Raw genomic sequence first — 20,623 nt, 5'->3', positions numbered from 1 at the left:
GTTTAACCTTTACCTATCGTTTTTGTTTTGTTTGGGGTAGCAGTGTTTGCAATGAAGTCGATAATCATGCCGGCAATATCTTTACCGGTCGCGCTTTCTATACCTTCTAATCCTGGTGAGGAATTTACTTCCATCACCATAGGGCCACTTTTTGAACGCAATATATCAACACCACACATATTCAAGCCCATCGTTTTTGCCGCATCCACGGCAGTTTTGCGTTCAGCAGGAGATAAACGGACTAGGCTTGCCGTGCCACCTCGGTGCAAATTCGAGCGAAATTCTCCCGGTCCACCTTGGCGCTTCATTGCTGCAATAACTTTACCGCCAACAACGAGACAACGTATGTCTGCTCCACCTGCCTCTTCAATGTATTCTTGTACTAAAATACTCGCTTTAAGTCCCATAAATGCCTCAATGATAGCCTCAGCTGCTTTAGCTGTATCGGCCAAGACAACACCGATACCTTGGGTTCCTTCCAGCAGTTTAATAACGACTGGCGCACCGCCGACATTTTTAATTAAGTCGTCAATTCTGTCAGGGTGATTAGCAAAACCAGTTCGAGGCATCCCAATACCTTTGCGTGATAGTAATTGCAAAGAACGTAATTTATCTCTTGAGCGACTAATAGCAACAGATTCGTTAATTGAATAAGTTCCCATCATTTCAAATTGACGAACGACAGAAGTGCCGTAAAAGGTAACAGACGCGCCTATCCGTGGAATAATAGCGTCATAACGTGGTAGCGCTTTACCTTTGTAGCGAACCGAAGGGCGGCTGCTAGTTACATCCATATAACAATGCATCGTGTCGATGACTTCGACTTGATGGCCTAAATTTTCACCAGCTTCGACAAATCGTCTAGTTGAGTAGAGTTTAGGATTGCGTGACAAAACAGCAATTTTCATAATATTCCTTTTGCAATGTATTATAGTGCAAGTGTATATCCTTAAAATTGGTGTTTGAATACTTTTATTTGTTTTATTTAACGATACTCTTGATTGTTGATACAGCTACAATAATCACACTGTAAGGATGCGCATGGGTCCTAAAAATACCTTAGAACAGGCTACTGGGGAAAACGAATCACCAACAATGGTCAGCGCCGGCTTGCCAAACCAAACGCAATTTGAGGCACTAGAATTGTTTTAAAACAGCCTCATCATAATCTTCAGCCTTGAGCGTCAAATTATACGTCATGGCTAAACTATCAATTTCAGCTTGGTCAATAGCCAGTTGATCCATAATAATTAGGTTGTCGTCTAACTGCCACAGAAGACGTGAGCCTGCGTAGCTATAATTAATAGCGAGTAATGCATTAACATTGCCTTCTTGAGCGGCCGCTTTGAGTTTTAGCATTTTACGGTTGATTCGATTCAGTACTTGCTTCAGATCCCAAACATAAGCGACTTCAGTCATGAAATCGTGGCTGCGGTATTTGTTGAGAATCAATCCAATTAGCAAACTTGTAATCACAACACCCGTCAGATTCCAATGAAAATGACTGCCGCTTTCATCCGGAAATACCGCTATTAGTAGTTGGGAAATGACCAAACAACCCACGGTTAAAGAGATAACACAGGCAACTATTGTATAGTTTAAATGACGGCGGTAACGTTTTTTATTGATATCAATGAGTTGCATAAAAACCTAAAAGTTAGATATTTAAAAGACAGTACCGAATATGGTAACGAAACAAGCGAACGAACGAGCAAATCAATATATCACGTCTTTTTGATTTGCTTTCGTTATTAGTTATTAATTATTAGTTATTAGTTATTAGTTATTAGTTATTAGTTATTAGTTATTAGTTATTAATAGTGGAACACTAACCATATGTTATGTGCTGAGTATCTTATCAACATTGCATTGTCTATTTACGTCGAACTAGCTATATTGTCAGGACGTAAAAACACGGGTGAAACAAACTTGAATATTGACGCTTTAATGTCGACAAACGTTATCTCCGTTCACATCGACGATAGATTAACAACGGTAAAGGAATTGTTTGAGAAAAATTCATTTCATCATCTTATGGTGGTTAATAATACGGGGGAACTTGCTGGTGTTATTTCTGACCGTGATTATACCAAAGCAATTCATCCTAACGTCGACCTGCCCTCAGCAACGGCAAAAGACTTAGCAACGTTAAACAAACGGGTTCATCAAATAATGAATAGAAAACTCATTTGTGTCCATGAGAACACGTCGTTGCGCGAGGCAATCGAACTGTTTTATGAAAACAAAATTTCTTGCTTACCCGTTGTTGATAGTAAAAATAACCCTATCGGTGTAGTGAGTTGGCGCGATCTATTAAAGTGGCTGTACGAAAAAGTGACGCACAATAATTGATAACGTCGAGCACAAAGATGATTCACAATATGCCGATCACAGTAATTAAGGTATGTACGTGTTAGTTATTAGTAGTTATCTAACTACTAATAACTTGTATTTACGTCACTACTCATCATTTGTAGGTATATCACTACTTTTTTTATCTATCTTTAAATCAGAAGATTGGGACTCGGTTACTACTTTTTTATCTTCTATTTCAACTGCGTCTACACGCTGCAGTCCACGGGGTAATTTGTTTCCTCTGCGACCGCGTTCACCTTGATAGTGAGTTAAATCTTTTGCACTTAAGGTCATTCCTCGTTTACCAGCAAACACTTTAATGTCAGCACCGTCAGGCACAACCGTTAACACCGTTAGGTATTCTTCTCGCGTTTTCGCCTTAGCAGATGGAATGTTCATTAACTTATTTCCTTTACCTTTGCTTAACACGGGTAAGTCTTTAAGTGGGAAAAGCAACATCCTACCCTCATTGGAGATACACAAACACCAGTCGGTTTTGACATTGGAGACCGGTTGGGGACGTATCACTTTTGCGGCACGTGGCAGTGAAACGAAGGCTTTGCCCGCTTTGGCCTTACTCAGCATGTCAGAAAACTTACCAACAAAGCCATAACCGGCATCAGAACCAAACAGGTATTGTTTATCATCAGCACCCATAATGACATGTTCTATATTTTCCCCACCTACAATGCTAAAGCGCCCAGTTAAAGGTTCACCCTGGCTTCTAGCGGAGGGCAATGCATGCGCATCACAAGAAAATGCTCGACCTGATGAATCAATAAAGGCAACCAGTTGTGTACTTCGGCCTTTCGCACTGCAAAGGAATTTATCGCTGGATTTGTAACTCAGGCCTTCAACATCGATATCATGGCCTTTTGCACAACGTGCCCAACCCTTGTCGGAAACTACAACAGTAACCGCTTCTGAGGGAACAAGTTCTTTCTCAGAAATAGCTTTTGATTCTGCGCGTTCAACAATTGGGCTGCGACGATCGTCGCCATATTTTTCAGCATCGGCTAAAAGTTCTTTCTTAATTAGCGTTTTTAAACGACGTTCAGAACCCAATAGCAGTTGCAAGCTGTCGCGCTCTTTGGCTAGCTCTTCTTGTTCACCGGTTATCCTAAATTCTTCAAGCTTCGCTAAATGACGTAGTTTTAATTCAAGGATAGCTTCAGCTTGGGTGTCTGTTAGACTAAATCTCTCCATCAAGAAAGGTTTAGGTTTATCTTCTGTGCGAATAATGTGAATAACTTCATCAATATTCAAAAATGCGATAAGCAAACCTTCGAGAATGTGTAAGCGCGCAAGTATTTTGTCTAATCGATATTGCAAGCGACGCGTCACGGTGTCTTTTCTGAAGACTAACCATTCGGTCAAAATAGAACGCAGGTCTTTAACCTGAGGACGGCCATCAAGACCTATCATGTTAATATTTACACGATAGCTTTTTTCTAAATCGGTTGTGGCAAACAAGTGCTGCATAAGCTGATGAACATCAACGCGATTGGAACGTGGTGTAATTAACAAACGTGTTGGGTTTTCATGATCAGACTCGTCACGTAAATCACTCACCATTGGCAACTTTTTGGCTTGCATTTGACCCGCAATTTGCTCTAACACTTTACCACCAGAAACCTGATGAGGAAGCGCCGTCACTATGATATCGCCACCTTCGTCATGGTAAACGGCGCGCATTTTAATTGAACCACGGCCAGTTTCGTAAATCTTTTGTATATCGCTGCGCGGTGTAATAATTTCAGCATCAGTTGGATAATCAGGGCCTTGAACATGGGCTAATAATTCACTTAGTTCAGCACGGCTGTTATCGAGCAGTAATGCACAGGCATTAGCTACTTCACGCACATTATGAGGGGGTACATCGGTGGCCATACCAACGGCAATACCTGTAATACCATTCAATAGAATATGCGGAAGTCTTGCTGGTAATACTTTGGGTTCATCTAGGGTGCCATCAAAGTTTGGCTGCCAGTCTGCAGTGCCTTGCCCTAATTCAGTCAGTAATATTTCACTAAACTTACTGAGTCTCGATTCGGTGTAACGCATCGCAGCGAAAGACTTAGGATCATCTGGTGCACCCCAGTTACCTTGACCATCGACCAATGGATATCGATAAGAAAACGGCTGCGCCATCAACACCATTGCTTCATAGCAAGCCGAGTCACCATGAGGGTGGAACTTACCTAATACGTCACCAACCGTCCTTGCTGACTTTTTATATTTGGCGTTATTGCTCAGTCCAAGTTCAGACATAGCGTAAATAATTCGCCGTTGAACCGGCTTGAGCCCATCACCAACATGCGGTAATGCTCTGTCCATGATGACATACATGGAATAGTTGAGGTATGCGTCTTCAGCAAACCGACTTAGGGGTAGTTGTTCAATACCGTCAGTATTAATGGTTATTTCATTGCTCATGATTGACTTTTATTTATTCTTATTTGATAAAATCAAAAAACTGCTCAGTAGCTAGGCTAACAGGCTGTACATATGATGCCGCAGAATCTATATTAGCATCATGTTATATTATTTTCGAATTAAGCATAACAATTCTTGTGTCTAAGCTAATAAAAATACGTGCGTTACTGGCATTCACACTATTCTTTTTAGTGTTTTATGCACAAGCAATAGAGACCGTCAAATTAATAGACGATTCATCTAAGGTGAACATTTCGTCTGCAATTGCTGTTTACCCTCAACAAGGTCGTGCTTTGAGTTTTGACGAGTTCAAATTGAGCCGCACTAATCTCTCCTATCAAAGCTACACTATTCCCAATTATGGGTTCAATCGTGCTGGTGTGTGGTTATACGCAGAAGTGACAAATCTCTCGAATACGCAAAGTTGGGTTCTCAATGTTAACTTTTCTCAACTTGACCAAGTTGATTTCTATTTGGTTTCAAATGGAAAAGTGCTAGAGCGACTCCGTGGTGGTCGCGAGCAAAGCAATCACTTCTATCGCACTCCAACGTTTAGGGTCACTCTTGATAGTGAACAGGCGTATCAAGTCTATCTATTCGTCAAAGCGAAGTACATTCCTATCATTGCGCCAGTGCGATTGATGAGTGAGGAACAGCATCGGTATGAAACCCTACTAGATTACTTAATTTGGGGGACTTTTTATGGCGCCCTGCTGGTTATTGCAATGTATTGCATCTTCGTATTGATCGATAAAAGAGAAGTCAGTGCAATTGCTTTGTTTACGCTTGTTTGCCTATTATTTTTGTGGCATATGGTATGGAGTGGGCATGTACAATTATTGCCAAAACAATGGCACGCCTTGAGTTTTTTCCAACGCGTCGATCTGCTAACGCCCCTAATTTGTGCATCTGCCAGTTTATTTACGCTCACCTTTCTGCCTAAACCAAGCAGTTTTAGTAGCGTTTATTTAGCATTAAAGTTGTTATTCATAATACTTGTTTTCACTTTTATCATTGTTTTATTTGGCTGGTTTAGCGAGTTTGGACAAGCCACGCTTGTCCGCACTGTCGGTTTTGCGACCGTCCTTGTTAATATCATGTTCACAATAAGAAATATAAATCAGGCATTTTCGCCCGCCAAAACAGTCTTGGTAGGCTGGGTTTTTTTAAGCTTGGGCTCGATTATTAGTTCGCTATTTATTGCTGGCAGGTTGCCGATTAACTCTTTTACAACCTACGTATTTCAGTCTGCATTATTGGCACAAACCTTATGTTTTGTATTAGCTATAATTCTGAAAGTTAGATTCAGTCTCGAGAGAGAAATCCGCCAAGCATCCAACGATGCTGAAAATAACTTTTATCTAATTGAAGAACAAAACGTGCACTTAGATATCGCTCGCAGAGAAGCAGTCAAAGCGAGCAAAGTTAAGAGTCAATTTTTAGCCAATATGTCACATGAAATTCGAACACCCTTGAATGCCATTATTGGCTTTAGTAGTGAGTTGGAAAGCAAAACCAATGAAACTGAACGCGATGAACATGTGCGCATTATCAATAGCGCTGCGTCCGACTTATTGACCATCGTAAATGACATTCTCGACTTTTCCAAAATGGAAGCAGGTAAACTGACCATTAATCAGAAGCCGTTTTCACCACGAGACGCATTCGAAGATATTGCAAGCTTGATGGCGAAGTCTGCGCATTTGAAACAATTAGAGTTCATATTTGATATTGATACGCTTCCCTCTGTCCTAATAGGCGATAATTTTAAGCTTAAACAACTGATGAGTAACTTGCTAAGTAACGCATTAAAATTTACCAATTACGGCCAAATAGTATTACGCGCAAAATCGTTACAATTTGGCGATGACAACTATATGCTGTCTTTTGAAGTTGAAGATACTGGTATAGGTATAAGTAATTTAGACAAGGAGAAATTATTTAAGCCATTTAATCAACTTGATGACGAATTAAACAGATCCTTTCAAGGTACTGGATTGGGTTTGGTTATATGCCAAGAACTTGTATTTTTAATGAGGGGCAGCATTGAAGTTCAAAGCCATTATTCCAAAGGCAGTAAATTCACGATAGACCTGCCATTCAAAAAAGTCAATGATCAAGTAATACCGGTTGTGCAGAATCGTTTCGTGTCAAAAATAGCCGGTATCTATGATCCTATTCCCCAAAGTAGAAAAATCACATGTAGGCTGCTCAAAAGTGTTGGTTTTAGCACTTACTCATATGATTCAATAAGCGCTTTTGAACAGTCGAATATTTCGTTTGACTATATTTTTGCCTCTTTACCCATGCGATATATTGCCCATCGAACCAGCATTATTAATCGAATATTGAAACTTAGCTCGCAAAAAACAGCGCTAATTTTTTCTGGCCCACCGCCAGAACAACAGAAAATTGGCAGAGTCGTTAATCAGCCCATCGTCATCCGTTCGCCATTATCCTTAAAAAACATTAATAACCTAAACACAGTACAGCTTGAATCAGCCGAAAAAGACAGTAAAGCGGAGCCGAAATCGCTGCCTGCTGTGCGCATATTGGCCGTAGACGACATGCCTTTGAACTTAAAACTGTTGGAAACTTGGTTAAGAGACTCCCCCTCTGCCCTTCATACAGCGAGTTGCGGGGCTGACGCAATCACTTTGTGTAAGCAAAACGAGTACGACCTCATATTAATGGATATCCAAATGCCCACAATGGATGGACTCCAAGCAACTAAACATATACGGCAAACTGAACTTAATATGGGCACCCCGATTGTAGCCATCACGGCACATGCGTTCCGTGAAGAACAAGAACGTTTTTTGTCTTCGGGAATGGATGATTTTCTGCCCAAACCTGTTGATTTAGAAACCTTGGTTAACACTATTAAACGCTGGTGCCGAAAAACTGAATTTGTTGAAACTAAAAATCTAGCCATAAATTGGCAAATTGCAATTGCTAAGGCGCGCGGCAGCGATGAGGGTGCTCGTGAGTTTCTTGCCGGATTTATCGCTATATTGCCCAGCAGCATCACAGAAATAGAGTTACATTGGCAAAAGCAGGATTTTGTGGCATTGCAACAGTGCATTCATAAACTCCATGGCGCTAGCGCATATATAGGTGCCACTCGCTTTCAAAAAGTCTGCTACGAAACGGAGAGCAACTTAAAACGACAGCAGTATCAATCATTGACAAAATTAATATCTACCCTTTTGGTAGAGGCAGAAGCCATTTTAGAGCAATGGCATGATACGCTGCAGTTTCCGTCAAAACACAGCGGCCAGGATTAAGTAAATTAATATCAGGTCTTCGGTTTGCTCGCAGAATCCTGACAGTCTTTTAATAGCGAAATGAATTTCGTGACGTCCCTGTCGATTTCGTTAGTCGAAATAAAAATATCATAACCCAGTTGATTCCGAAGTTTCCCCATTCGGTGACCAAACATCGCAGACACGCCTTTTACTGTTTCACCACTGGTTCGCAAAAACGTTTCATCCTCAATCATATCAGCACCATAAGACCGACTTGTTGTAGCGTTATGAGCGCGGTTTTGCATCGTTAAAGGACGCTGTTCCATCAGCAAATAGGTAATTAACCGCGGTGAAATTTCATCCAGAAAAATATCGGCATCACGCAACTTAAAGCCTATCATTTCAAGGTCGACTTGCTCCATGCCTTTGGTGATCCGAGGTACATCAATACGCTGAATATTTTCCCAAGAAATACGCCACTTTCCGCGTCGGTGATAATAGATGATATGTTCGCGGGTTAACTCAAGACTGTGCTTAGGCTCTCTTAACTTAAAAAATCCAATAATAAGGCCAACAATACCGCCACAGATAATAAACACACCAGGAAGAAAAAATAGTGTTGGTAATACAACACACGCAAAGGCACCAAGCGTGACCAAGCCAGACCCAATTAAAATCGAGGTCATTGCATTGTGAGATGATGCTGCTTTAATAAAAATCGATTCGAATTCGGATTCAGGTCCAGACATATAAATAAAATACCAACATAATTAAGCCCCATAACCATATATAACGTGAACGGCGGCAAAAAGCACAATCTGTTTGCCACCAATCTTTAATTTGTTGGAGAAATTTAGGCATGTGCAGTCTTGTGCGCTCGTTTTTGTAGTTTTCTAGTACGTATTCTACACATTAATGCAACGATAGTGGGAGTGAAAAATAATGACAGAATAACGGAGAAGCCTACACCACCGGCTAACACAACCGCAAGGGGCGGCCAAAAGGAACCTTGAGAGAATAATAATAGAGGGATCAAACCACCCACGGTGGTGAAAGTTGTGGATAAAATATGACGACTACAACTCATGGTTTCTTCAACAATAGCCCTAGTATCACCGCTTTTAGCTTTAACATTACCGTTAATAGCGGCAATTACTACGATAGATCCGTTGATGGCGACACCAATCAAACCGGCGCTGCCTAATAACGGATTGAAACCAATGGGCAAGCCCGACACCCATAAACTAAACATGCCGAGTCCGACAGACAATATCGCGACCATTGCGATGACAGCAGCAAACCTCACGCTATTAAAGGTCAGAATTAATACGGTGACCATTAGCACCAACAATACAGGTGCATAGGTTGCCAACTGACCCAATGCTTGTTTTTGTTCATCCGCGTCACCCGCCATTTTCAGTCGATAACCTTTTGGCAGCACAAAATCACCGTTTTCTAGCAACTCTCGCAGTTGCTCACTAGCATCAATAGCGGGAACGCCGGGTAATAAGAAGGCCTGAACCTTGTTCACACGTTCACCGTCCACCCGAGTAATACCGCTAATACTAGGCAGTAGAGTGAATTCACCCAGCGCAGCAACCCCTATACTCGCTCGGTTTTGCATCAATGCTTGGTTCATCAACGGCATAGCATCGAGTTCTTTCATGTCACTGCGTTGATTTTGGTTAACTCTGACTCTAACAGGTAACTCTTCAGTGCCCTGCAATACTGAACCACCGGTTGTTCCGGCTAAGGCTAATTGTAGTTGCTGAGCAATATCGGTCAATGACAATTGTGCAATATATGACTCGTTTTCGGACACATCATATTGCAGTTCTGGTTCGCCAGTAGTGATAGTCGCAATCGTTTGCGTAATACCAGGAACGTTGGTCATCGCCAAGCGAACTTGTTCACCGAGGGCGTTTAGCGTGTCAATGTCTGGCCCGAATACATCCACTTCAATGGGCGCTGGTATCGGCGGGCCTTGCCCAAATGCTCTTACTACGATGCGAGCATTTGGATAAGCATCTTGTAATTCATATTGCAATGTTGGTATGAGCGCTGCAGCCTGGGAAATGGAATTGGTCGTAACAACAGCATTGGCAAACTCAGGAGAGTTATCTCGTGACATCACCTGGTTGTAATATATGGACGGTGTGGACGCCCCTACTAACCAAGTGACTTGTTGTACTTCTTGTTTGTCTCGGATCAGTACATCAATGCCTAGCGCTACTTTTTTGGTCTGATTGATTGAGGTACCGTTTGGCAACCATACATAAATTTCAAACTGATCTCTGTCCGCACTCGGAAAGAAGACACTGGGTAGTTGCTGGGAGAGAACGAAACCAGATAAACAAAATACGACAATGACGGACAATACGAGGAAAGGTCGCTTTATTGACCGACCCAACAATCGAGAGAATTGATATGAAACCGCTGGCATCTGCCAACCGCGGCGATACCAAGCATGTTCACTTGTGCCATCCCTGGGCAAATACCTAGCTGCTAGGGCTGCGATGATAGTCAGTGAAATAGCTAAGGAACCTAGCAATGCCATGACCACACTGATGGCAATTGCGCCTATGAAGTCGCCAATATTGCCGGTCAATAAAAAAATCGGCATAAAACCCAGTACCGTTGTCAGGGTCGACGCTAATAAAGGAGCAAACAGATGCTTCACGGATTTTTCAAGCGCTTGCAATCTGGTTATGCTCTGGTCAAGGAGGTTTAACCTAATTTCATCTGTAATGACAATCGCATTGTCAATCAGTAGACCAATCGCAATAATGATACCAAAAATAGACATTTGATGAATTTGTTGGTCAAAAAAGCTTAAGGAGAAAATGGCAAAGGCAGCACATAACGGCAGAGCAAGGCCAACTATCCAACTTGCTTTAGCTCCCATAAACACAAGAATCACTAGCATCACAACCACACAGCCCAACAGCAAGTTTTCGGTTAATTCAGTTAGCCGAGCTTGGGTATACTGATTTTGTTCAAACACAATATTGGCTTGAGCAGTGCCATCAAACTCGTTATTAAAACCTGTGATCTTTTTGTTAACAGCTTCTGTCCATTGGTCGACCCGCACAGTGCTTTGCATGCGGGCTGCCATAAATATCGTGCGCCGACCGTCGACAATCGCAAACTCGCGCTCTGGTGTTTGCCAAGACTGCTCAATCGTCGCGACGTCGGCTAAACGCAAATAACTACCGTCAGCGGCAACGAGCGGAATATTCGCAATAATATTTAAGCTTTCAAGTGGTTCAGCCACTTGTACTCGAATATTTTTTTGTGATGTCCGAAGTATTCCAGCGGGTAACTTGGAGTCGGCTGTGCGTATACGCTCACTAACTTGGCCAATACTTAAGCCTACAGAAGCGAGTGCTTGGGGATCGAGCGCAACAACAACTTCTTCTATTGGGTTTCCATATAAACGCACCAATTCTGTGCCTGGCACGTTTCGCACTCGATCTACTAACTCGCTAGCGAGTCTTCCTGAAGCTGACAATGAGGTGGTCTCTGGCATGTCCGCGTCAATCGAAATTAACATAGTAAATGCGGTCGCTCCGCGCTTATCTTCTAAAATTGGCTTACTCGCGCCAACCGGTAATCTGACAGAAGCGTTTTCGAGGCTATCTCTGATTTTTGAAAATATTTGCTGGTTAGTTGAATCGTCGACCCAATCTTGTAATTCAACCACTACGCTAGAGAATCCGGCTTTTGATGTAGATTTGATTTCCTTAATTTCATACAACTCACGCAGTTCATCTTCAAGAACATCTGATACTAAGGCTTCAACTCGTTCCGCCGACGCTCCAGGGTAGGATGTAAGAACAGTGACATTACGCAAATCGATACGAGGGTCTTCTAAACGTGGCAGGTTTATCACTGCCGACAAACCTGCGACCAGAATGATGATAATACTTAGAGCAAGCAAGTGCCCGCGACGAAAGAACGTCGTATACCAAGGTGAATTATGTTGCGCAGTCGACATTATCTAGTTTCTCGCCGTGTTGATCACTTGCATATTTTGCACTACCTGGTTAGGCGTTAATCGATGCAAACCGGATACAACTAGCAACTCATCCTGCGCAATAGGGCCTGACACAAATGCACGTTCTTGCCCCATATATTCGACAGACACACTGCGAGGTTGAATAATTTGAGTGCCGCTTGATTTGTCAATTATAAACAGAGTCCACAAGCCTCTAACTCCATTAGATAATGCGCTCATAGGGATCCATGCACCCTGTTTTTCAATTTCTACGTCGACTGACAATGACACCAGATCGCCAGACATAAGATAACGTTTTTGTGCCGCTTGTGCATCAATCTTAAACAAAGCGTCCACCGCTCGAGTGGCTCTATTTCGTTGTGTCGCGATTGAAATTAATGTTGCCGATAGCGTTTCCCCTGCGTAGTTCAATTCATAGCGTTGACCTAAATTCAATGCTAGAGAAGATCGGGTTGGTAATCCTATTCTTGCCTCTAAGTCCATTTCAGCCATTAGCGAAAATACCGCTTGGCCTGTCGTTACCACTGTGCCTACATCTAATAACTGCTGCACAACCTGGCCACTAAAAGGGGCGACTAGCGACGACTTCCGAAGTTCGACATCAAGGCTTTCGTGCCTCGCTTTTACCTCATTCACTAACGCGTTTGCAGCGTTTAAATTCGCATTGACCTCATCTAGCCTCTGCTCCGGTTCCAAGCGTTTATTAACTAATTCAGCGGTGCGTTTGGCCGACAAACTGGCCAGTGTTGCATCTGCTATCGCTCTTACTAACGTAGCATCAAGTTCTTTCCTTTGGGCAAATAGTCTCTGCTTGTCGAGAGTCGCTAAAACCTGACCTTTGACCACTCTTTCGCCTTCCATAACCGGTGTTTCATCGATAACGCCAGAAAGTTCAAACCCCAGATTAGCTTGTTTTGCAGACTCAATTAAGCCATATACTTTGCGTTGTTTTATGTAAGACGGTTGAATAGAAAGTGATTGCACATTTACTTTGGCATTTTGGATAATTAGTGATTGCTCGTCGGCAAATGCAGTGGCCGTTTTATCACCCGAAAATAAAATCAATACGATTAACACTAAAAAACTGCTTACACAAAGAACAAGCAGCGAGAACTTACCGCTATTTATCTGATTTATTTGATTTTGTGCTTTCATATCTTGGTAAGATGGCCGAGTCGAAGCTTGCTCTGAATGCAAACTTGAGCTTGACGGATTGCTCCCATCAGGATCTGTATTAATACTCATGTTTTTAAATTCAATGCTATAGAGAATGTCATATTATTTTACTGCCTGTTAGCTTAGTCCCAGCTTATTGAAAACGGTGAAAGTGGTTACTTCCATTTACTATTAGAAGCAAAATATATAGAAACACTTTTATAATTGTCGCTTTTGCAATTGTGCCACATGAAGTCGTGTCACAATTGCAACGCTGGTCATGCTAGACTATAAATACTAGACCGTCTAGTATGATTACTGATTTTGTGCTACTTTAGATCGACACGAGATGTCTTTCTCGATTGTGAAAAAATTTACATGCAGTAAAAACCTTATGACTATGTTAACCACATCAGCTAAAAATTCGCCATCGCAAAGCCGACTAAAAATAATCGGCAGGCCAAAGAGTAGCCAAAAACGCAAGCAAATACTGCATCACGCAGGAGAACTATTTTTGCAGCAAGGCTATGATCGCACCTCTATGGATGCAGTGGCAAAACAAAGCTGTGTTTCCAAGCAAACTGTTTATTCGCATTTTAAAAATAAAGACGTGCTATACACTGCGGTTATTGAAAGTAAGTGTGAGGAATACAGGATTGAAAAAGCGGCTGTTTGTATCGATTCTAATTCGCTTGACGAAACTCTTTATTCTATTGCCTTTAATTTTATCCAACTACTCAACGATAAACGTGTCATAGCTATGTACTCTGTGGTTATGGGTGAATCAAAGAATAACCTGCATTTAGCGCAACTATTTTATGAGGCAGGACCATTGCATAGCATCAATTTGGTAAAAGACTTATTAATGAAACACCCCGAGTGTGGTCTATTAGAGTCTGACGCCAGAGAACTTTCTACTGATTTTTTTAATCTTTTGAAAGGTAATTATCACATGCTTAGTATGCTCGGCTTAGCTTATGAACAGAAACCAGAAGCATTGGAAGCCTATGCGCACAAGGTCGTTAAGAAAACGCTCAAAATTGCCGAATTATTTACATACTAGAGCGATGTGAAGCGCTTATGATCTAGCACAACAAGTGCTGACGCCTTTATCTGATATTGACGAAAATTTAGCATCTAGCCTGCATTTTTTTGATAAACTACGCGGCAGTGAATATTTAATCAATAAAGGCGTCGTTTTGATGACTCAATTTACCGGTAAACACGTGTTAAGTGTCGCGCAATTCGATCGAGAAGCTATTGAAAAAGTCTTTTTGGTAGCTGACAGCATGTTGCCGTATGCGCTTCGCAAAAAACGCACACAAGTGCTTGAAGGTGCGATATTAGGTAACTTATTTTTCGAACCAAGTACAAGAACTCGAGTCAGCTTTGGCACCGCATTCAACTTGCTTGGAGGCGAAGTGCGAGAAACCACAGGCATGAGTAACTCCGCCCTAGCAAAGGGCGAGTCTTTATATGATACAGCTAGGGTGCTAAGCGGTTATTCAGATATCATCGCCATGCGCCATCCGCAAGAAGGTTCAGTCGCCGAATTTGCCGAAGGAAGTCGAGTTCCGGTTATCAACGGGGGCGATGGTACGAACGAGCATCCGACTCAAGCATTACTTGATTTATACACTATAGAAAAAGAAAGAAAATTTCATAGTGAAGGCATTGATGGTTTAAATATTGCCATGATTGGCGATCTTAAATACGGTCGCACCGTACACTCTTTATCGAAACTGTTGTGCTTTTACAAAAATGTGCACTTCACTTTCATTTCACCGCAAGAATTAAGCATGCCCGCTTACATTTGCGATATGATCACAAACGCAGGTCACAAGCTGACAATCACTGAGCAATTAGAAGGGAGTTTCAATGCAGATATTTGTTATCAAACTCGTATTCAAGAAGAGCGTTTTCCATCGCAAGATGAAGCAAACAAATACCGCGGAAAGTTTCGCTTAAATCAACAAACATATACGAAACACTTCCAATCAAAGACTGTCATCATGCATCCCCTCCCTAGAGATTCGAGAGCGGAAGCAAACGAACTTGATAATGATTTAAATCTTAATCCAAATCTGGCGATTTTTAGACAAACTGATAACGGCGTGTTGGTCAGAATGGCATTGTTTGCCCTGACATTAGGCGTTGAAGATAAAGTCTCCAATTTTGATAGACCCGTGAACTGGTACAGCAATAAAGGCCAAAGCTAACTATGACAACCCATTCTGAAACACTTTTCGCAAGAGCTCAAATTACTATTCCCGGCGGCGTGAATTCACCCGTTCGTGCATTTAAAGCAGTAGGTGGCACTCCTCGATTTATTAACAGGGCTGATGGCCCTTACATGTGGGATGTCGATGGTAATCGCTATATTGACTACATCAATTCTTGGGGACCAATGGTACTAGGTCACAATAACGCAAAAGTTAGACAAGCGGTTATTGACGCCTCTGCATTTGGCTTGAGTTATGGTGCCCCGACCGAAGCCGAAATTATCATGGCCGAATTAGTCAGTAAGTTAGTACCGTCAATGGAAATGGTACGCATGGTAAATTCAGGTACCGAAGCCACAATGAGCGCTATACGGCTTGCTCGTGGCTATACCGCCAGAGACAAAATATTGAAGTTTGAAGGTTGTTACCACGGCCATGCTGACTCTTTGCTAGTGAAAGCCGGATCTGGTGCGCTTACTTTAGGCGTGCCTAGCTCTCCAGGTGTACCCGATGACTTTGCCAAGCATACCTTAACGGTCGATTTTAATAACCTAGATTCTGTACAAGCCGCATTTGACGAACATGGCGACGATATCTCCTGCATTATAGTTGAACCGGTGGCCGGTAATATGAATTGTATACCACCAGTTGAAGGCTTTCTTGAAGGTTTACGTGGTATTTGTGACCACTATGGTGCACTGCTTATTTTCGATGAAGTTATGACCGGATTTAGAGTCTCTTTAGGTGGCGCTCAGGAACGTTACGGCGTGGAACCTGATCTTACATGTCTCGGTAAAGTCATTGGTGGAGGCATGCCAGTAGGTGCTTTTGGCGGTAAAAAGAAAATATTAACGCACATAGCCCCAACGGGTCCTATATATCAAGCAGGCACGCTATCAGGCAACCCAATTGCAATGGCGGCAGGCCTTGCAGCGCTATCACAATTAGCCGAGCCTGGTTTTTATGACAGTATTTTTGAAAATACGAAAATATTGGCAGAAGGTATAAGAGATACAGCACATAGAAATAATATACCTATGAACATAAATGTCGCTGGTAGTATGTTCGGACTATTTTTCACTGACGTTGAACGTGTGACTAATTACCAGCAAGCAATCAATTGCAATACAGCCCAGTTCAATCAGTTCTATCATGCAATGCTCAACGAAGGTGTTTACTTCGCACCGGCATCTTATGAAGCAGGTTTTGTTTCTAAAATGCACACTATTGATGTTGTTGAAGCAACGATTGAAGCAGCCGATAGGGCATTCAAACAAATTACGGCAAAGTAAAGGGAAGTCAGGTCTGTGCTCTTTTGGGTTATTGGTTTATCAATTTATGCGATTATTAGCACTGCGCTCTGGTTAATTACCCTGCGCAAAGCGAAGCGCATTAACAATAAACTGGTGCAATATACTGACTCCGAAAAGCAGTCTTATCAGCAAAAAGCTGACCAAGCGATGCATCTTAACCAAAACTTTCAAAAGTTTGTTCCGCGCCAATTCGTAGAGCATATTTACAAGCAAGGGCAATCAATCGAACTCGGTTATGCAGACGAAGACAATGTCGCCATTATGTTCTGCGATATCCGTGGGTTTACTGGTCTCTCTGAAAAAATGAGTCCGCAGGAATTAATGAATTTTCTAAATTCATATTTCTTGCGGATGAATGCCCCTATTCATGACAATAAAGGCTTTATTGATAAATTTATTGGTGATGCCATCATGGCGCTATTCGATAATCCAGAAGGGTCTGATTGCGACAAAGCACAAGACTCTATCCGAGCTGCCATTGGCCTTAGACGTGCATTATTTTTATATAATCAACATCGTGAAAAAAGTGGTTATAGTGCTGTCAATATCGGTATTGGTATTCATTTTGGCCCCGTTATAATCGGTACAGTAGGCTCCGACGATAGAATGGATACAACCGTTATCGGTGATAGTGTCAATATTGCACAACGCCTTGAAACACTTGCCCCCGTATATAATGTCGATATTATTGTGACAGATCAATTAGTAGCAACAGCAGAGTACGCATTTGCCTCTCGCACTATCGATTGGGTTAGAGTGAAAGGACGCACCGAACCGTTAAAGCTTGTTGAAGTGCTGTCACATTTACCCGATGAATTACAAAAACAACGACTCAATAACGCTGAAGCTATTCAACGAGGTTTGGATTTGCGCATCGAAGGAAACTTACGAGGCGCACTCGACGTATTTCGTACGGCCAAGAAGTTGAGCCCAAAAGATCCTATCCTCAAACATCATATCAAGTGGACTGAACAACTCATATTGCATGGCGTACCTGAAAAATGGGACGGCGCACTGCAACTCGGACATGATTAGCCACAGGTAAAGCCATGCCTAGCTATCAATAGCAGACATGACATACAAAAATGGTATATCATCCACTTAGACCGCTGTATTTTTAAACAAACCCGAATTTTATTACCGATCTTAACGAGAGCAGTATGCCAAAAGCCAGTGAAATAAAGAAAAATGCCGCCATTGAACTGAATGGGAAAGTATATTTTGTAAAAGACATCACAAAACTGACGCCTAGCGGCAGAGCAGGTGCAAGTTTATATAGAATGCGTTTATATGAAGTTGCCACAGGCGCTAAAGCAGATGAAAGTTTCAAAGCAGATGAGATGATACATACTGCCGAATTTAGCAAGAAGAAAGTGATGTTTTCATATAACGATGGCGACGAGTATGTCTTTATGGATAATGAAGATTACACCCCTTATTCGATAGATAAAGAGACGATTAGCGATGAGCTTTTATTTATTACTGAAGAAACCATCGGTCTGCAGCTATTAATCGTCGATGATAAGCCAGTCGGTATTGAATTACCGGCTTCAGTTGACTTAGTTATTACTGAAACAGACCCTTCGATCAAAGGCGCATCTGCTAGTGCTCGCACAAAACCAGCATTACTATCCACTGGCTTAACCGTGCAGGTGCCAGAATATATTTCAACTGGCGAAAAAATAAAAGTTAATACGACAGACGTTAAGTTTACCAGCAGAGCTTAAGGTTCTCTGTTATGGCACTTCGTAATGAGTGCCATAACTCACTCAACACTATTGTGAGCTTCAATTGTAGTGAAGGGTCCATTTGTCCTAAACTTCTGCCCACCTAAATAACGTAACATGACTCCCTCTTGAATTTTTACCGAGCTGAACACAGTAGCAAAATTCTCTCAATCAAATAAGGACTTAGCAGCGCTAAGAGTATGTGTATTGAGCATTAAATCACCTCCTGTGGACCTGAATGCGCGGTAAGGTTACGTTGCCAATATCTTGCCTTGACCCGGTAAAAAAACAGGACCGACTTGACGATCTCCTCTGAATAAGTGATCAACACTACCCAATATATCGGCAAGGCAAAATAAAATGCAGCTGCAAAGGTTAATGGAATGCCAATTATCCACATGCCGGAGAAGTCGATGAGCAAACAGTGTTTGTTATCTCCCCCAGCGCGCAAAATTCCCATCGAAGCTGTCATGTTAAATACTTTTATACAGGTACCAAATGTAATCAGTATAAAAATATCGTGGGCGACCGACAAGGTACCCTGGTCCAAATTGGCGTAGGGCATGAACATTAAAGATTCCAAACTCAGCATCAGTAGCCCTAAGAAAAGTGTCACGATGGGCGCACTAATCGCAAAACCTCGCGCTACAGACCAAGCAGACATGAAATCGTTTTGTCCAAGTCGCTGGCCAATCATAATGGAACAAGCAGAAGCAAAACCAAAAAAGAAGGCGACTAATAAACCTTCCAGCGGCGCCATTAAACTCATGACAGCGAGTTCTTGTGTGCCAATACGACCATATATGAGCTGATACACAAATGTACCTAATGACCAGACTCCGAAGCTCACCATCAACGGCCACACTAGTTTAATTAAATGTGACCACTGTTTTATGTCATAAAAGTCATTTCCAGTAAGACCCGTAGGAAAAACAATATGCTTACTTTTAGCTAGAAAAAATACAATCATTACGGCGTGAATTGCTCGAGCTATAAAGGTTGCCCAAGCCGCACCGAGCACGCCCAATGCATCCACCCCTAACCCGCCGTTAATTAGCCAGTAGTTGAGCGCAATATTAATAATAATAGCAATACTACCGAGCGCCATAGAGAGCCTTACCTGACTGAAACCACGCAGGGCGTTCTCAAAAACCATGACGATTAATACGAACGCTAAGCTGGGCATAGTAACCCACAGATATTGTTTGCCTGTATTAATTATTGCAGGGTCAGTGGTACCTAAACCAACAATAACATCGCCGAAAAAAAAGGTCAGCAACACCACCGGCAATAAAAGCCCAGTTCCAATAATCAGAACCTTAATGATTACCGGACTGACGCGAGTAAGTTTACCTGCACCATAATACTGCGCAGAGAGCACTCCCACGCCAGTAGCAAGACCAGACAAGATGATCAGCACAACGAACTGAATACGGTTACCTAATCCAACAGACGCAACCGCTGCGTCCCCCAGATGACCAACCATCATAATGTCGCTCATGCCCAGCATGGTGACCAGAATACTTTGCAGCGAAATAGGCCACGCAAGTTTTACGCTTTGCCGAAAAGTTGAGGTGTTGTTATTTCGTAATTTATATAACATGGCAGTCAACGGAACATTAATCTGCATAATTATCTGTTTTAAACGTCTTTGGAACACTACGCATGACTCATTCTTCTTTTAATATCGTAATTATATTTTACAGCATGATGAAAAAACAGTGTGAAGTCGTCCGGCGACTTGGGATCAATGGGTTTTATACGCGCTTGTCCGATAAACGATACCAGAGGGAAGGGCGCCGAAATAAGTATTAAATTATACTGCATATGCTGCGGTCTTGGAATACGGGATTGTTTGCACAATTAACTATTTATAGATTGTCCGGATATATGAAAGTTTGAGACTAAGTATTAAGGATTAGAAGTGCATCAGTGGTTGATATGCTAATGACATCTAAACCGACATGGCTGACATAAGCTTTAAGCTCGTCACGGTCGCATAGTGCCAAAAGCCGTCAGTGGGACTTACTTCAATTGAGCTGATTTTTGCGAATAAATTGTCACTCTTGCTCCCAGCTAAAAGGACAAGTATCGACCTATTGCAGACATAAAGTATTTTCCTCTGTACAGCCATGCAGCGCTTTAAAGT

General features: G+C 42.1%; 14 protein-coding genes. 7 read left to right on the top strand and 7 right to left on the bottom strand.

The features are described from left to right. Nucleotides 1–2 precede the first annotated feature (2 nt). Together rimK and CXF81_RS15080 are read right to left on the bottom strand one after the other, a co-directional pair. A complete protein-coding gene (rimK, locus tag CXF81_RS15085; protein WP_101182167.1) occupies nt 3–908 on the bottom strand; it encodes a 30S ribosomal protein S6--L-glutamate ligase in 906 nt (301 codons plus the stop codon). A gap of 229 nt (nt 909–1,137) precedes the next feature. Further along, nucleotides 1,138–1,644, bottom strand: a complete 507-nt coding sequence (locus CXF81_RS15080) for a DUF3087 domain-containing protein (protein ID WP_101182166.1) — start codon at nt 1,642–1,644, stop codon at nt 1,138–1,140. A gap of 192 nt (nt 1,645–1,836) precedes the next feature. Here CXF81_RS15080 and CXF81_RS15075 point away from each other — a divergent pair, with 192 nt between their 5' ends. Further along, nucleotides 1,837–2,352: a CBS domain-containing protein gene (locus CXF81_RS15075; protein WP_232771955.1), complete on the top strand. Its 516-nt coding sequence runs from the start codon at nt 1,837–1,839 to the stop codon at nt 2,350–2,352. A gap of 108 nt (nt 2,353–2,460) precedes the next feature. Here the strand turns inward: CXF81_RS15075 and parC are convergent, their stop codons facing one another. Beyond that, a complete protein-coding gene (gene parC, locus CXF81_RS15070) occupies nt 2,461–4,791 on the bottom strand; it encodes a DNA topoisomerase IV subunit A (RefSeq protein ID WP_101182165.1) in 2,331 nt (776 codons plus the stop codon). Between the two features lie 137 nt (nt 4,792–4,928). Between parC and CXF81_RS15065 the strand changes: the two genes are divergently transcribed. Next, nucleotides 4,929–8,078: a hybrid sensor histidine kinase/response regulator gene (locus CXF81_RS15065; RefSeq protein WP_101182164.1), complete on the top strand. Its 3,150-nt coding sequence runs from the start codon at nt 4,929–4,931 to the stop codon at nt 8,076–8,078. Between the two features lie 11 nt (nt 8,079–8,089). Here CXF81_RS15065 and CXF81_RS15060 read toward each other — a convergent pair whose 3' ends face one another. The 3 genes from CXF81_RS15060 to CXF81_RS15050 all read right to left on the bottom strand — a co-directional run bounded on the left by CXF81_RS15060 (nt 8,090) and on the right by CXF81_RS15050 (nt 13,302). Further along, nucleotides 8,090–8,788 (bottom strand): DUF2982 domain-containing protein, encoded by a 699-nt coding sequence (locus CXF81_RS15060; RefSeq protein ID WP_101182163.1) that lies wholly within the window; start codon nt 8,786–8,788, stop codon nt 8,090–8,092. A gap of 104 nt (nt 8,789–8,892) precedes the next feature. Next, a complete protein-coding gene (locus CXF81_RS15055; protein WP_101182162.1) occupies nt 8,893–12,036 on the bottom strand; it encodes an efflux RND transporter permease subunit in 3,144 nt (1,047 codons plus the stop codon). A 3-nt stretch (nt 12,037–12,039) separates the two neighbouring features. Next, nucleotides 12,040–13,302 (bottom strand): efflux RND transporter periplasmic adaptor subunit, encoded by a 1,263-nt coding sequence (locus CXF81_RS15050; RefSeq protein ID WP_101182161.1) that lies wholly within the window; start codon nt 13,300–13,302, stop codon nt 12,040–12,042. Between the two features lie 304 nt (nt 13,303–13,606). On the opposite strand from CXF81_RS15050, the gene CXF81_RS15045 reads away from it, so the two are divergent. The 5 genes from CXF81_RS15045 to yeiP all read left to right on the top strand — a co-directional run bounded on the left by CXF81_RS15045 (nt 13,607) and on the right by yeiP (nt 18,474). Then, on the top strand, nt 13,607–14,275 hold the full coding sequence (locus tag CXF81_RS15045; RefSeq protein WP_101182343.1) for a TetR/AcrR family transcriptional regulator: 669 nt from the start codon (nt 13,607–13,609) through the stop codon (nt 14,273–14,275). A 139-nt stretch (nt 14,276–14,414) separates the two neighbouring features. Continuing rightward, nucleotides 14,415–15,431: an aspartate carbamoyltransferase gene (locus tag CXF81_RS15040; protein WP_101182342.1), complete on the top strand. Its 1,017-nt coding sequence runs from the start codon at nt 14,415–14,417 to the stop codon at nt 15,429–15,431. Nucleotides 15,432–15,433: 2 nt separating this feature from the next. After that, the gene (hemL, locus tag CXF81_RS15035; protein WP_101182160.1) at nt 15,434–16,726 is read left to right on the top strand and encodes a glutamate-1-semialdehyde 2,1-aminomutase; all 1,293 of its coding nucleotides are present in this window, start codon (nt 15,434–15,436) and stop codon (nt 16,724–16,726) included. 15 nt (nt 16,727–16,741) lie between these two features. Then, on the top strand, nt 16,742–17,782 hold the full coding sequence (locus CXF81_RS15030; RefSeq protein ID WP_101182159.1) for an adenylate/guanylate cyclase domain-containing protein: 1,041 nt from the start codon (nt 16,742–16,744) through the stop codon (nt 17,780–17,782). A gap of 125 nt (nt 17,783–17,907) precedes the next feature. Continuing rightward, nucleotides 17,908–18,474 (top strand): elongation factor P-like protein YeiP, encoded by a 567-nt coding sequence (gene yeiP, locus CXF81_RS15025; RefSeq protein ID WP_101182158.1) that lies wholly within the window; start codon nt 17,908–17,910, stop codon nt 18,472–18,474. Nucleotides 18,475–18,688: 214 nt separating this feature from the next. Here yeiP and CXF81_RS15020 read toward each other — a convergent pair whose 3' ends face one another. After that, a complete protein-coding gene (locus CXF81_RS15020; protein WP_232771954.1) occupies nt 18,689–20,104 on the bottom strand; it encodes an MATE family efflux transporter in 1,416 nt (471 codons plus the stop codon). Nucleotides 20,105–20,623 lie beyond the last annotated feature (519 nt).

It is taken from the genome of Glaciecola sp. 33A, assembly GCF_002836745.1.
GTDB lineage: Bacteria > Pseudomonadota > Gammaproteobacteria > Enterobacterales > Alteromonadaceae > Glaciecola.
This window is presented reverse-complemented; position numbering and strand designations above follow the sequence as displayed.